At 40.5% G+C, this 13865-nt stretch carries 15 protein-coding genes; 3 read left to right on the top strand and 12 right to left on the bottom strand.

Going from position 1 to position 13865, the window contains the following annotated elements:
* Positions 1-3: 3 nt before the first annotated feature.
* From ftsW to glnK, 9 genes are all read right to left on the bottom strand, one after another.
* On the bottom strand, positions 4-1200 hold the full coding sequence (gene ftsW / locus AC2G3J_RS01075) for a putative lipid II flippase FtsW (RefSeq protein WP_419328005.1): 1197 nt from the start codon (positions 1198-1200) through the stop codon (positions 4-6).
* Positions 1201-1223: 23 nt separating this feature from the next.
* Complete coding sequence (gene murD, locus AC2G3J_RS01070; RefSeq protein ID WP_483770554.1) at positions 1224-2570, bottom strand: UDP-N-acetylmuramoyl-L-alanine--D-glutamate ligase; 1347 nt, start codon at positions 2568-2570, stop codon at positions 1224-1226.
* Between the two features lie 259 nt (positions 2571-2829).
* Positions 2830-3375: a VTT domain-containing protein gene (locus AC2G3J_RS01065; protein ID WP_004725292.1), complete on the bottom strand. Its 546-nt coding sequence runs from the start codon at positions 3373-3375 to the stop codon at positions 2830-2832.
* Between the two features lie 108 nt (positions 3376-3483).
* Positions 3484-4143: a riboflavin synthase gene (locus tag AC2G3J_RS01060; RefSeq protein WP_336953637.1), complete on the bottom strand. Its 660-nt coding sequence runs from the start codon at positions 4141-4143 to the stop codon at positions 3484-3486.
* Between the two features lie 92 nt (positions 4144-4235).
* Positions 4236-5540: a DNA adenine methylase gene (locus tag AC2G3J_RS01055; protein WP_336953636.1), complete on the bottom strand. Its 1305-nt coding sequence runs from the start codon at positions 5538-5540 to the stop codon at positions 4236-4238.
* Positions 5537-6649 carry a bifunctional diaminohydroxyphosphoribosylaminopyrimidine deaminase/5-amino-6-(5-phosphoribosylamino)uracil reductase RibD gene (gene ribD / locus AC2G3J_RS01050; protein ID WP_483770553.1) on the bottom strand — a complete coding sequence of 371 codons (1113 nt, stop codon included), beginning with the start codon at positions 6647-6649 and terminating at the stop codon, positions 5537-5539. The genes AC2G3J_RS01055 and ribD overlap by 4 nt, the downstream gene beginning before the upstream one ends.
* A gap of 34 nt (positions 6650-6683) precedes the next feature.
* Positions 6684-7148, bottom strand: coding sequence for a transcriptional regulator NrdR (nrdR, locus tag AC2G3J_RS01045; protein WP_004725286.1), 465 nt, complete (start codon positions 7146-7148; stop codon positions 6684-6686).
* Positions 7149-7292: 144 nt separating this feature from the next.
* Positions 7293-8699: an ammonium transporter gene (locus tag AC2G3J_RS01040; RefSeq protein ID WP_419328007.1), complete on the bottom strand. Its 1407-nt coding sequence runs from the start codon at positions 8697-8699 to the stop codon at positions 7293-7295.
* Positions 8700-8766: 67 nt separating this feature from the next.
* Positions 8767-9105: a P-II family nitrogen regulator gene (glnK, locus tag AC2G3J_RS01035; protein ID WP_004725283.1), complete on the bottom strand. Its 339-nt coding sequence runs from the start codon at positions 9103-9105 to the stop codon at positions 8767-8769.
* A gap of 291 nt (positions 9106-9396) precedes the next feature.
* On the opposite strand from glnK, the gene AC2G3J_RS01030 reads away from it, so the two are divergent.
* The 3 genes from AC2G3J_RS01030 to AC2G3J_RS01020 all read left to right on the top strand — a co-directional run bounded on the left by AC2G3J_RS01030 (position 9397) and on the right by AC2G3J_RS01020 (position 11726).
* A complete protein-coding gene (locus tag AC2G3J_RS01030; protein ID WP_004725282.1) occupies positions 9397-9624 on the top strand; it encodes an accessory factor UbiK family protein in 228 nt (75 codons plus the stop codon).
* Positions 9625-9695: 71 nt separating this feature from the next.
* On the top strand, positions 9696-11183 hold the full coding sequence (locus tag AC2G3J_RS01025) for a YifB family Mg chelatase-like AAA ATPase (protein WP_483770552.1): 1488 nt from the start codon (positions 9696-9698) through the stop codon (positions 11181-11183).
* A gap of 33 nt (positions 11184-11216) precedes the next feature.
* Positions 11217-11726, top strand: a complete 510-nt coding sequence (locus AC2G3J_RS01020; RefSeq protein ID WP_483770551.1) for a GNAT family N-acetyltransferase — start codon at positions 11217-11219, stop codon at positions 11724-11726.
* Between the two features lie 64 nt (positions 11727-11790).
* On the opposite strand, the gene AC2G3J_RS01015 is transcribed toward AC2G3J_RS01020, so the two are convergent.
* The 3 genes from AC2G3J_RS01015 to AC2G3J_RS01005 form a co-directional block, all read right to left on the bottom strand.
* Positions 11791-12561, bottom strand: a complete 771-nt coding sequence (locus AC2G3J_RS01015) for a TorF family putative porin (RefSeq protein ID WP_419328011.1) — start codon at positions 12559-12561, stop codon at positions 11791-11793.
* Positions 12558-12797, bottom strand: a complete 240-nt coding sequence (locus AC2G3J_RS01010; RefSeq protein WP_336953630.1) for a hypothetical protein — start codon at positions 12795-12797, stop codon at positions 12558-12560. The genes AC2G3J_RS01015 and AC2G3J_RS01010 overlap by 4 nt, the downstream gene beginning before the upstream one ends.
* Positions 12798-13083: 286 nt before the next feature.
* On the bottom strand, positions 13084-13854 hold the full coding sequence (locus tag AC2G3J_RS01005; protein WP_419330331.1) for a TorF family putative porin: 771 nt from the start codon (positions 13852-13854) through the stop codon (positions 13084-13086).
* Positions 13855-13865 lie beyond the last annotated feature (11 nt).

The raw sequence follows: 13865 nt of genomic DNA, 5'->3' as shown, positions 1-13865 counted from the left end.
TTGCTAAAAACTGGACTCTTCTCGCGCTGGATTAGCATCTTTGGTGGTTGCATCAATTTTAAGAATTAAACTGATCATCACCGCACACATAATTAAAGATGAACCACCATAACTAATAAATGGAAGCGTCAGCCCCTTGGTCGGTAACATTCCCATATTCATGCCTGCATTCACTAAGATCTGTAATAAGAAAATAATGCTAATCCCATAAGCCAAATAACCTGCTCGCAAATATTGATGATTGAGCGCACGTTGACCAATACGAATACAGCAAATCAACATCACAAACGAGAGCAACAAAACAGTCGAAATACCAAAGAAACCGAATTCTTCACCTAAAATTGCCAACATAAAGTCGGTATGTGCTTCTGGTAGATAAGACATTTTTTGAATACTATGTCCTAAGCCTACCCCAAACCATTCACCACGACCAAACGCCATCAATGCATTCGACAATTGATAACCTGAGCCTAAAGGATCAGCCCAAGGGTTTGAGAATGACATTAAGCGCTCATAACGATAAGGTTCAAACACGATCAATGATACAAATGCCACCAGAATCGCACCAAATGCAAAGCCAAACTGGATCATAGGCGCACCAGCCAAGAAGAATACACCCAGCATCGAAACTGCAATAACCACAGTTGCACCTAAATCAGGTTCTGCAATAATCAGTCCGACCGTCAGCAACATCACCACACCAAGACGTACCAAGCCCTTAATATTATTACGGACTTCTTCAGCACGGCGGACCACATAGTCCGCCGTGAATATCGCCATCATCACCTTGGCGACTTCGGTTGCCTGCAAGGTAAATCCCCCAACACGAATCCATCGTGTTGAGCCATTAACCTCAGTACCCACAACTAAAACGGCGAGCAATAAAGCAATGGTGATCAACCACAATGGAAAGGTATTTTTAAACCAAAGGTTGAGTGAAACTCGATAGGTAATTGCGGCCGCAACAAAAGCCACCACAATCGAAATTGCATGGCGAATCACATAGTGAAATTCGTTTTCATGCATTCTTTCTGCGTAAGGCATTGAAGCCGAAGCCACCATCACCGTTCCAATACATAACAATGATATGACGCAAAATATCAGTACATTACGTGGTGTAATCTCTGCCGGCAATTTTGGCATCCAACGATCATACACTTGGTTAATCTTACTTATAGTCGTCTGAGCTAACCCAGCCATACTTTATTTCCTTATGATTCTTTTTAGTTTAGAGCATTTACATATTCAACAAAGCGATGACCACGCTCAGGATAGCCTGTAAACATATCAAAGCTTGCACATGCAGGTGATAATAGCACTACATCTTGCGCATGCGTATGTTGTTGACAAAGTTCTACAGCTTGTTGCAAAGATGCTGCATGTAGAAGTTCTGTTGTCCCTGTAATGGCGTTTTCAATAATTGAGCTGTCTTCACCAATCAGTACTGCAACTTTGGCATATTTTTGCAGAGACTCACGTAGTGCAGTAAAATCCTGTCCTTTGCCCTGACCACCCAGAATAATCGCAACCTGACCATCTTGTGCTTCAATTGCAGCACCTAAGCCATCCAATGCAGCCAAAGTTGCACCGATATTGGTGCCTTTAGAATCATTATAATAACGCACACCATCGACTTCTTTAACGAATTCGCAACGATGCTCTAAACCTTTAAATGTTTTTAAGGTTTCAAGCATTTTGTCTATAGGCAAACCAATCGCTTCACCCAAAGCTAAACATGCCAAAGCATTGGCAACATTGTGTGTCCCTTGGATATACATGTCTGAACTTTTGAGTAAACGTTCACGACCACGCGCCAACCAAATCGTACCATTATCTTCTCTCAGGATACCGTATTGTTTTAAATCAGGCGCATTCAGTCCAAAGCTTTGCATCGGCGTGACATCTGGCACCAATGGACGAGTCAATGAGTCATCGCGGTTATATACGACTTTTTTTACACCTTGGAAAATCCGATGTTTTGCCGCATGATAACCCGCCATATCTCCATGACGGTCTAAGTGATCTTCACTCATGTTCAAGACCACAGCCACTTCAGCATTTAAACTTGATGTCGTCTCAAGTTGAAAGCTGGAAAGCTCAAGGATATAAACATCTGGATCATCATGGGTTAAATCTAAAGCAGGACGACCCAAGTTCCCCCCTACCGCAACCTTTACTCCTGCTTCTTGCGCCATTAGGCCAATCAAAGTGGTCACGGTACTTTTTGCATTTGAGCCAGTAATCGCCACAATCGGTTTATCTGTAGCACGGCGGAGAATTTGAATTTCACTGATGACTGGAATGCCTTTTGCAATCGCAGCTTGAATTGCTGGTAACTGAGGATCTAACCCGGGACTAATGACAATTTCTTCAGCTTGCAAAAGTAAATCTTGATCGAGTTGACCAAAGCTGGTTTGAACTGCTGCTGGAATTTGCTCATGTCCTGGTGGAACTTCACGAGAATCTGTGACTGCAACACGGTAGCCATTTTCATGAAGAAAATTTACTGCTGAAACGCCTGAAATTCCAAGCCCAGCCACAACTTTTAACCCACCACGTTGTATTAACATTTTTGCTCACCAGCATTAAGATTTTAAAACTTGCAAAATGTTAGCACTTTGGCGAATTGAAAGCTTTTTCTGTTTGCACTTTCTAGATATTTTTTTGTGTCAGTGCGTAAAAATAGCAGCAAATTATTTTGATAAATACATCTGATTTTTTAAATAAAACCCCTCGTGATTTTATTCTATTCTCAACATGAATAAGCCGAATGTTGAGGATCCATATTCGGCTTATTCATCGGGGCAGTTTACGGCTGTCTAAATCTGATTAAAATGAATCGAGCAGTAAAGATAATAAGTTACCCGCGCCATAACCCGCACCAAGCAATAGCGCAATCCAAATCCATCCGCCTAAAATGTTATACAACATGAATACAGGCATTTTCATATGCCCTGCACCTGCTGCAAAAGGAGCAAAAGAACGAACAAAAGGCACAAAACGGGCAACGAGAATGGTTTTCCCGCCATGCTTTTCAAAATAATGATTGGTCTTTTTAATATATTCAGGCTTAAACCAACGTGAATGCGCATGGAAAAACTTAAAACCTAGCGCACGCCCAGTATAATAGTTAACCATATAACCCAAAATTGAAGCAATAATCAGCAACACACCCATATAGTGCAAATGCACAGATTCAGCGGTAGAACATAAAGCACCGACAGCAATCAATAAACTATCGCCAGGGAGAAAAAACATAAAGACTGAGCCAGTTTCTGCAAAAATGATTAGAAACAAAATGGCATAAATCCACAACCCGTAATTCTCTAAAAAAGTGGGCAATAATTGTTCTAAATGCAATAAAAATTCAAGCAATACTCAACTCTCTTACAGAAGAATTCACGATATATTAGCCTAATTTAATCATGTATATATTAAAAGGCCTAAATAAATTAGGCTTTTTTAATCGGGTTTTGTTTTTATTTATTTTAAAAAACCATTGGCTGCCAGAAATTCCATACTGAGTTTAGACTCTGCTTTTGGCTCAGCAGCTTTATCACCAAGTAACAATCTTTCTATATAACGTGCCAATACATCCACTTCTAAATTCACTTGAGAACCCACTTTCCACGTTCCAATATTGGTCCGTTCAGCAGTATGTGGAATTAAATTTAAACTTAATATATTTCCACGTAAATGGTTGATAGTAAGGCTAATTCCATCTACAGTCACAGAACCTTTTTCAGCCAAATATTTAGCAATTTCAACAGGTGCAGTGACTTCGAAATACAGTGAGCGAGCATCTGAACGTACTACGGTGATTTCACCCACAGCATCGACATGCCCACTGACGATATGTCCACCGAAGCGTGTTGTTGGCAACATTGCTTTTTCTACATTGACCGCCTGCCCCGCTTTCCAACTTGCTAAAGTCGAACGATTTAAACTTTCACGGGATACATCAGCAGCATACCAGTTGTTACCCCAGTCGATCACAGTTAAGCAGATCCCATTGGTCGCAATAGAGTCGCCCAAATGCACATCTGACATATCCAAGTCAGTCTGAATACGTAAGCGCACATCACCACCTACATTTTGTAAACTTTCGACTTTACCCAAACTTTCAATGATACCTGTGAACATAATTCTACCTACTGCTGCAGTGAGAGAAACTGATGAAGTTCAATCTTGTTTATTTTGCACTTGCTACATATTTTAAAGGCAAAGGCGAGTTGTTACCATAAGGCCAATTGCGTACTGACACCTGATGTATCCACACCACCCAATTCTGCAAAATGATAGAGTTGACCCAACAGCTGACGCAATGGTGGTCCGGACTTGGCATGGGTATCGGTGATCACAATAAACTCAAGAACACGTGCGCGCTCAGACTGACGTTGTTTACTGACACGATAGCGAGGCACATCCTGAGTCAATAAGGTGACTTTGCCACGTTTCAGATTAGCTGCCAATAAGTCTTTGGCTTCAATATTGCCATCAGTGGAGTAACTGGTGAGAATATAACGCGCATTAATGGTTTCCAGTAAATTCTCATAGGCTTCTTGTGCATACTTAGAGGAATTATAAGGACTTGGACGTTCTTTACGCCATGCACGGTCAATCCCGCTTTTAAAACCTTTTGTATCCGGTGTAGGTAAATCAGTTTGATCCCAAAGTGTTAGCGAGTTGAGCACATGATAATTGCTACTATAGGCATGTTGGTTATAAGGTGGATCTAGATAAGCCACATCAACTTCAAAACCACTCATCTGATTCGCCAAATGCTGTGCATCCACACACCACACTTCTGCCATAGGGGTTTTCTGTTGATTATGTCCTACTTCACTAAAGCGGCTGGGTGTAAGCCATAATAAAGATTCAATACGTTCTAACGCAGTTTGGGTTTTTCCACCCCAACCATGATGGAAGCTTTTAAATACACCGCTGGTATTGCTGACAAAACTTGCCGAATAGAGCAAAGGTGCCAATAACGCACTCATTTCTACATCGTCAATTGCACCCTGTGCTTGCCAAGTAGCAATTTGCTGGCGAATTGCATCTATGCGCATCCCATTGCGGCGTTTAAAAAATAAACGGTCTCGTGCAGGGTCATAAATTTCATCATTGCGCGGACAAAGGTTATGGGTAACCCATCCTTTCACTTCAGGCAAGCGGTTTAAATAATCGATGGCTTTCTGATACCCACCCAATTCTTTAAATGCAGGTGCATCTGTGCATGCCAAAATGGCATGATTTAATGCATGACTATAAGGTTCCCAGTCATTGGCAATCACCCTATAGCCATTTTGACGAGCTAAGCGCGAAACCACACCACTGCCAGCAAAAAAATCGGCAAAAATTGGGGCGCGTTTACCCTTAGGATTCAAAGTTCCTGTGATTTCAAGCGCTTCAAGAATCAGATGCAACAAACGGCGTTTGTTTCCTAAATAGGGAACTAACTGATGAAAAAGATATTCATCTGTTGTACGCGCAGCATGACGACGTTTATGGTAAACCGATGATGTTGACTCTGGATTCATACTGACTCTTGTGAAGGGATAAGTCTTAAGCGAATGTCATCACCAAACTGATGAACATCTTGTAACTTAAAACGTAATTGTTGTGCCATCGTTTCAAATTCGGCATTGAACATGGCACGTGCTGATTGTCCTAAAAAGGTCGGGGCAACATAACTGATTAATTCATCCACCAGATTTCCCTGCAAAAATGCAGTGGATAATGTCGCACCAGCTTCAACCAACACATCGTAAATTTGGAAATCTTTTAAAGTAGCAAGCAAATCTTTTAAAGATTGAACTTCTAATTGTACCACGCCCAGCTTAGCAAGTTCTTGACGAAATGGCCCCATGACCACCACTGTTTCAGGTGTGTTAAGAATTTGAGCATTGAGTGGCAAGCGACCTTGTCGGTCTAAAATCACACGCTTAGGCTGTACAATCTTTGCAATATCAATATCGCCCAATGAACGTACATTTAATTGTGGGTCATCTGCCAAAATAGTATCAATCCCAGTAATCACTGCACCTGAAATGGCCCGCCAATGCTGAACATCTTGACGTGATTCGGCCCCAGTAATCCATTTAGACTCACCAGATGCCATTGCAGTACGACCATCTAAACTGGAAGCAACTTTTAAACGAACATAAGGCAACCCTGTTGCCATTGCCTTTAAAAAGCCTTTATTGAGTTGTGCCGCTTGTTGCTCACAGATCCCTGTTTCAACCTTAATCCCTGCCTGACGTAAGATATCAACACCTTTACCAGCCACCAAAGGATTTGGATCAGCACATGCAACAACAACCTTACTTACACCCGCTTCAACCAGCCCTTTGGCACAAGGTGGTGTACGGCCATAATGCGCACAAGGTTCCAATGTAACATAAGCAGTTGCACCTTTCGCAGACTCGCCTGCTTGACGCATTGCAAAAACTTCTGCGTGTGGTTGCCCAGCTCGAGGATGAAAACCCTCTCCCACCCATTGTCCATCTTTTACAATGACACAACCGACGTTCGGGTTTGGTCGTGTGGAATATTGTCCAAGCTTCGCAAGCTCAATTGCTTTCTGCATCCAAACCTGATCTATGTTTAAACAATCTTCGGGTTTAGAGTTTGAATCAAACTCAGACATAAAATTCCTAATCAATAACATTCAAAAAATAAAATTAGTGGTCTTGCCCACGATCTTGCATTTGTTCAATTTGATGACGAAAAGCATCGATATCTTGGAAATCCTGATACACCGATGCAAAACGCACATAAGCCACATGATCCAATGCAAACAAAGATTTCATGACGATTTCACCAATGGTGCGTGAACGTACATCACGTTCACCCAAACGGCGAATTTGTAATTGAATATCACTAATGACGGTTTCAATCTGTTCTTGAGTCACAGGTCTTTTTTGTAAGGCGTGCATTAAAGAACGTCGTAATTTTGCTTCATCAAATGGTTCATTTTTACCATCTGACTTGGTCACACGTGGCATCACCACCTCATAACTCTCAAATGTCGTAAAACGTTCGCCACAGCTGATACATTCACGACGTCGACGAATCTGGCTACCTTCAGCAGCCAAACGAGAGTCGATTACTTTACTATCTGCAGCATTGCAAAATGGACAGTGCATAGTGGTTTTATTGAACAAAATTCATGATTTCAGCTAGTGTAGCAAAAAAACCTGATTTTGTTGAGCCTTTCGCAAGATATGGAAAAAAAACAGCCCTTACGGACTGTTTTATACTATATATAGTTATTATTCAGATCTTATTAATTATTCGATACGTTCGCCATGTTGGCTTAAATCGAGCCCCATACGTTCATCATCAGATTCAACACGGATCCCAATCACAACATCGATGATTTTAAGCAAGATAAAAGTCACAATTGCTGAGTATGCGATGGTTGCTAACACACCTTCAACTTGCACCCATAATTGATGCATTACATCCGTTGGTGCTTTATCACCCATAATGAATGAGCTTGCAAATACAGCTGTTAAAATCGCACCAACAATACCGCCTACACCGTGTAAACCAAACGCATCCAATGAGTCGTCTGCTTTAAGGATACGTTTAAGACCAGAGATCCCCCAGAAGCATACTACACCACCGATTAAGCCCATGATCAACGCACCACTTACAGTCACAAAACCTGCCGCTGGCGTAATCACAACCAGACCAGCAACTGCACCCGATGCCGCACCCAATACTGAACCTTTACCACGAACAATTTTTTCAACCACTAACCAAGCAATTGCTGCAGCTGCTGCTGCAATTTGAGTCGTTACTAAAGCATACGCTGCTGAACCATTTGCACCCAAAGCAGAACCACCATTGAAACCAAACCAACCGACCCATACCAAGCTTGCACCCAATACAGTTAAGGTTAAGTTGTGTGGCGCCATAGATTCTTTGCCCAAGCCCATACGTTTACCCAGCAAATACGCAGCAACTAAACCTGCAACACCAGAGTTAATATGAACAACAGTACCACCCGCGAAATCAAGCGCACCATCATTCATTAACCAGCCACCGCCCCATACCCAGTGAGCAATTGGTGCATAAACAATAATGACCCAAATTGTAATGAACGTGATCCAAGCACTAAATTTCATACGATCAGCCACAGAACCACTGATGATGGCAACGGTAATGATCGCAAAAGTCATTTGGAAAATAACGAAAAGAATTTCTGGAATTGTGCCACTCAGCGCATCTGTTGTAATCCCAGATAACATGATTTTATCGAAACCACCAATAAAAGCATTACCAGAACCAAATGCAAGTGAATAACCAATGACCACCCATACGATGCTGACCACTGCTGCAGCAGTAAAGCTTTGCGCCATAGTAGCAAGCACATTTTTCTTACGCACCATACCGCCGTAGAATAATGCTAAACCGGGAATTGTCATCAGCAATACAAGTGCTGTAGATACAAGAATCCACGCTGTATCACCTGTATTTAAAGTTGGTTTTTCTACTTCTGCTGCTGGCGCAGCTGTGGCAGTCACCGTTTCAGGCGCAACGGTTGCCGATGTATCGGCGACTGTTGCAGTCACATCACTTGCCGTTGCAACAGCTGTAGATGCAGGCTCAGCTACGTTTTCTTCTGCCCACGCAACTGATCCGCCAAGAAGTGCGCCAGACAGGCTGAGCGCTAATAGCATTTTTTTCATTCGTATCCCCCAACCTAATTTTGTGAGTTATGTCTTGATATACATAACCAGCAATCTTCGTGCCAAATTAAACAGCGTCTGGACCTGTTTCACCTGTACGAATACGAATTACTTGCTCTAAATTAGTCACGAAAATTTTTCCATCACCAATTTTGCCAGTGCTAGCAACGCGTGTAATAGATTCAATCACTGAATCTACCATGTCATCACTGATTGCGATTTCGATTTTCACTTTAGGCAGAAAATCAACAACATACTCAGCGCCACGATAAAGTTCAGTATGCCCCTTTTGACGACCAAAACCTTTAACTTCAGTTACGGTAATCCCTTGAACGCCTATATCAGACAGTGCTTCACGCACGTCATCTAATTTAAACGGTTTTACAATTGCAGTTACGAGCTTCATATTGTTTTCCTTCGGCTTATTTCACCAGTAAGGTTTTATGTTCAATTTTCATGCCAATCTTATTAATGGTTGGGGTGATTAATTCAATCAACATGCATTGCCTTTATAACCTATTGTATATACTTAGGTGAAGTTGCAACTTTAAAAAACACATAATATTGCGTGTTTTTTTAGATTTCATTGCTAAATTATAGGAGACATTATGCTTTAAGCAGCGGATAAAAAATTACTTAAATAAAATGAATACGCGATGTTACACTAGGCGAAGAGCATTACTAATTTGGATTCCTCATGATTGAAACATTATTACAAGCAATTTTAGAACAGGTCGATCAGCCTAAAAAAGATATAGAACATAATTTGCGCGCTTTGCTAAACGAAGCCATTTCTAAAATGGATATCGTTTCAAAAGACGAAATTGAACGCCAAAAGACTGCACTAAATAATGCCAATTTACGATTGACCGATTTACAAGAACAGGTCAAAGCACTTGAGGTGCTGATCCAGGATAAAAAATAAACTAAATTTGCACTTTGTTGGTGCAAAAAATATAATAATGATTAAAAATAAAGCACCAGTGGAAAACAACAATGTCTTTAGCCAAAATTTATACCCGAGGCTTGCTCGGGCTGCATGCACCTTTAATTGAAGTTGAGGTCCATGTTAGTGCAGGGCTTCCTTCTTTAACAATTGTTGGCTTAGCTGAAGCAGCAGTTCGTGAAAGTAAGGATCGCGTTCGATCAGCCATCATTAACAGTGGCTATCAATTCCCAACCAAGCGCTTGACCATCAATCTCGCACCTGCGGATCTTCCCAAAGATGGCTCTCGTCTAGATCTACCCATTGCACTTGGTATCTTAATTGCCACGGGACAACTTCCTGAAAATGTCACAGATAATTTTGAGTTTATTGGTGAATTAGCACTAGATGGACACTTAAGACCAATCACAGGGACCTTAACCATTGCAATGGCATGTCAGATGGCCAAACATCAATTGATGCTGCCACAGGAAAATGCCGCTGAAGCAGCGCAATTGCCTGAATTTCAAGTTTTTGCTGCTCAGCACTTAAAACAGGTATGTGAGCATTTCTTAAATCTACACAAAATTGAGGTCACTGCTACACAAAAAATACAGCAGAATAATGCCTACAAATTTGATTTATCGGATGTTAAAGGGCAATTACGCCCACGGCGTGCTTTAGAAATCTCAGCCGCAGGTGGACATTCTATTTTATTTAAAGGCCCGCCAGGTACTGGTAAAACCCTTTTAGCTTCTCGCTTACCGAGTATTTTGCCAGCCTTAAATCCACAAGAAAATCTTGAGGTTGCCAGTATTTATTCAATTGCAAAGGCAAAACATCATTTTGGACAACGTCCATTTCGCGCCCCTCACCATACTGCATCAGCGATCGCCCTCGTCGGTGGTGGTTCAAATCCAAAACCAGGAGAGATTACCCTGGCGCATTTAGGTGTGCTATTTTTAGATGAGTTGCCTGAGTTTGATAAAAAAGTACTCGAAGTTTTAAGACAACCACTTGAATCTAAAGAAATCGTTATTTCTAGAGCATCACGCCAAATTACATTTCCTGCAAACTTTCAATTGATTGCAGCAATGAATCCCTGTCCTTGTGGTTATGCTTTTAATCAGGACAGTCGATGCCAGTGTTCTGCTGAAGCAATTAAACGCTATCAAAATAGAATCTCAGGTCCATTATTAGATCGTATTGATTTACATATCGATGTGCCACCATTAAAGGCACAAGAGCTACAGGATCAAACACCTGTCGAAGATTCAGCAACAGTACGGGAACGGGTGATTGATGCTTTTGACTTCCAAATCAAAAGACAAGGCCATTTAAATCACAGCTTATCGCCAAAAGACTTAGAAAAATATGTGGTTTTAGATGAAACATCTAAGCAAATGCTCGAAATGGCACAACAACGTTTAAATTTATCTGCGCGGGCGTATCATCGTATTTTACGTGTCTCAAGAACTATTGCAGATTTGTCTCAAAGTGAGCAAATCCAAAGTGCGCATTTAACTGAAGCCTTGTCATATCGTGGAACTCAATCTTAGAATCTAACCTATGACATATAGAAAATACATAGCATGCTAAATTTAAGCCTACGCAACGAACATGCAGACGACATTGAAAATATTTTTAATCTCACTCAACTGGCTTTTCTAAATGCAACGCATACCGACCATACTGAACACTTGATCGTCAATGCACTCAGGGATGCAAATCAATTAACTATTTCAGTTGTTGCTGAATTGGATCGACAGATTATTGGGCATGTGGCGATTTCACCTGTTGAAATTTCTTCTGGCGCACAACATTGGTATGGCTTAGGCCCAATTTCAGTTGCACCAGAATATCAACAACAAGGTGTTGGTAAAGCTTTAATCCAACACGCATTACAGCAGTTACAACAACTCAATGCAGCAGGATGTGTTGTGCTTGGAGATCCTGCCTATTATTCCAAATTTGGCTTTCAGCCACACGCCAGTTTGATTCTTGACGATGTGCCTGCTGAATATTTTCAAGTCCTTGCTTTTAACCAAAGCATTCCACATGGAACGGTAAAATATCATCCAGCATTTGAAGTGAAAGCCTAACTGATTTCAAAATCGCAAAAAATAAAGGTGACTCATGGTCACCTTTATTTATTTTAATTTGCTCTTAGAAAGCTTTAGTTAAAGTAAACACGGCACCTGTTTCAACACCACGTTTCACAGAATTAGTGAATCCATCAGTATCAATATTGGTTCCGACTGCAGCAAGTTCCGCAGTTACCCCAGGAATAGATTTAACCGCATAATTCACCCCAACTTTCCAGTCGACATAATTGTCTTTACCATCAGGTAATGCTTTTTCATCCATTGTAGTATAGCCAACATTAGCAAGCCCACCGAAACCAGTATCACCAAATGGAGCTGAATAGCCAACGTTAAAATTCCAACTGTTGCCACCGACTGCTGCCCAGTCATTGGTATAGTTCACATTGGTCAATAGACTACTGCCTTTAATCAAGACGTCTGCAAATATTAATTTTGCATAAAACTCAGTCCAGTTAAAATCACTGCTTGCACTTGGATAATTATATTCAACAACACCAACATCCAAAGTTGGTTTAAAGGTTGGAGATAGCGCCAAGGCTGTTGTATAACCAATAGAAGGATCTAATTCTAAATGTGGATCAGATGAACCAAAATTCACATTTGAACCCCAAAGACCCGCATATAAACCAGAACTATGCGATAAGGTAAAACCCGCTTGTACTGCTGGGTCGCTTAATGTTTGAGTCATACCGCGGAAACGATAGTCACTCGTTACGGCAGCACTACCTGCAAAGCTTAAACCTAATTTTGACAGTGCGTTGTCTTCCGCCATTGCCATTGTTGCTGTAGACGATAGAACTGCCAATGTTAGTGCTTTAGTTGAGAATTTCATCTTGAGTGCTCCCCCATCATACGATGTTTATTTGTTATGCTAAAATTTGATGAACTCCCTAAGCAATTAGCAATTGCCATGCCAAAATGAAACTCAAGCTTTTTATAAAATTCAGAAATACATATTAATATTTTTATAATCAATGTTTTAGAATTAAAATATTGTGGATAATTTTTTTTATTCTTCAGCTGTTGAACATATGCTATTTCAAGCATCACTTGATGGAGCTGATTCATATTGACCTACTTTAAGCATGGTTTTAATGCAAAATAGTATGAAAAATCTGAGCGTAAATTTTCTATAAGGTGCTTTATTGTTGTCATAAAAAACGTATAAATATTACTTTATGCTTTTCATATCAGTTTATTGTAATGGTGCATATTGTTCTTTTGCTCAAAAAAAGCACACAGTTTTAAAAACGCCTAAAAAAAGTGCATTCCTTATCTTCGGTCATACACTTTGATAAAATAAGGAAGGCTAATTCTCAGGCATATTCTTCTTATTAAAAACTATAAGTTAATCTTAAAAACTATAAGCCAAACCAAATAACATATTGTCCTTATAACCTTCACCCAAACGATCTTTACCACCGATCACATAGTCTAATGAAGCAGTAACACCTGTATTGGCAATGGTTTTACTAAGCCCCAAGCGCATTTCGCTCAATGTGAAATCCTGTTCTGTCTGCACAATACTGTCATCACGATGACTGTTATAAAGAGATGCACCAATAGAAGTGTTAAAAATAAAATCTTGAGCCAAAGCATGACGATACGCAATGCTTAGATAAATATCACCAGCATTGGCAGAGGATGCATCAGCTAACATCACTGAAGCACCTGCGGTTAAATTTTTATAACTCAGTTCAGCAGATAGATCTGTATATGTAGTTTTACGATGATCTGCTTGATCTGCATAAATAGTACCGCCTTTATGATAAACATATGCGGTGGTTCTTAAGTTATAGCTCCAATTTTGCGCAACTTCCTGAGCATAAGCCAAATAAAAATTATTTTCAAAACCATGATCTTGCATAACATCTGTAGGATTATAGCTCAGTGTAGAACCCCAATAGCCAAACGTGATGCCACTTTTATGTGCATAACTTAAACCACCTTGAACAGCGACATCATCATTTTCAATTCCTCCTCGATAGATATACTTAGATACCAATCCCACATTTCCAGAAATCATGCCATTTTTAACCAAAACATTTGCTTGTTGAGCAAATGCTGGGCACGACGCTATACAGATAGGGATTGCCCATAATAGTTTAGAAATAAGTGAATTCATGATAACAAATG

Source organism: Acinetobacter legionensis (genome assembly GCF_057165765.1).
The sequence above is the reverse complement of the archived record's forward strand: the minus strand, read 5'-3'. Positions and strand labels throughout refer to the sequence as shown.

Bases quoted from the DNA above. Each gene is read 5' to 3' on its own strand.
- ftsW (WP_419328005.1), bottom strand. From the start codon at position 1,200: ATGGCTGGGTTAGCTCAGACGACTATAAGTAAGATTAACCAAGTGTAT.
- murD (WP_483770554.1), bottom strand. From the start codon at position 2,570: ATGTTAATACAACGTGGTGGGTTAAAAGTTGTGGCTGGGCTTGGAATT.
- AC2G3J_RS01060 (WP_336953637.1), bottom strand. From the start codon at position 4,143: ATGTTCACAGGTATCATTGAAAGTTTGGGTAAAGTCGAAAGTTTACAA.
- AC2G3J_RS01055 (WP_336953636.1), bottom strand. From the start codon at position 5,540: ATGAATCCAGAGTCAACATCATCGGTTTACCATAAACGTCGTCATGCT.
- ribD (WP_483770553.1), bottom strand. From the start codon at position 6,649: ATGTCTGAGTTTGATTCAAACTCTAAACCCGAAGATTGTTTAAACATA.
- nrdR (WP_004725286.1), bottom strand. From the start codon at position 7,148: ATGCACTGTCCATTTTGCAATGCTGCAGATAGTAAAGTAATCGACTCT.
- AC2G3J_RS01040 (WP_419328007.1), bottom strand. From the start codon at position 8,699: ATGAAAAAAATGCTATTAGCGCTCAGCCTGTCTGGCGCACTTCTTGGC.
- glnK (WP_004725283.1), bottom strand. From the start codon at position 9,105: ATGAAGCTCGTAACTGCAATTGTAAAACCGTTTAAATTAGATGACGTG.
- AC2G3J_RS01030 (WP_004725282.1), top strand. From the start codon at position 9,397: ATGATTGAAACATTATTACAAGCAATTTTAGAACAGGTCGATCAGCCT.
- AC2G3J_RS01025 (WP_483770552.1), top strand. From the start codon at position 9,696: ATGTCTTTAGCCAAAATTTATACCCGAGGCTTGCTCGGGCTGCATGCA.
- AC2G3J_RS01020 (WP_483770551.1), top strand. From the start codon at position 11,217: ATGCTAAATTTAAGCCTACGCAACGAACATGCAGACGACATTGAAAAT.
- AC2G3J_RS01015 (WP_419328011.1), bottom strand. From the start codon at position 12,561: ATGAAATTCTCAACTAAAGCACTAACATTGGCAGTTCTATCGTCTACA.
- AC2G3J_RS01010 (WP_336953630.1), bottom strand. From the start codon at position 12,797: ATGAATCAGCTCCATCAAGTGATGCTTGAAATAGCATATGTTCAACAG.
- AC2G3J_RS01005 (WP_419330331.1), bottom strand. From the start codon at position 13,854: ATGAATTCACTTATTTCTAAACTATTATGGGCAATCCCTATCTGTATA.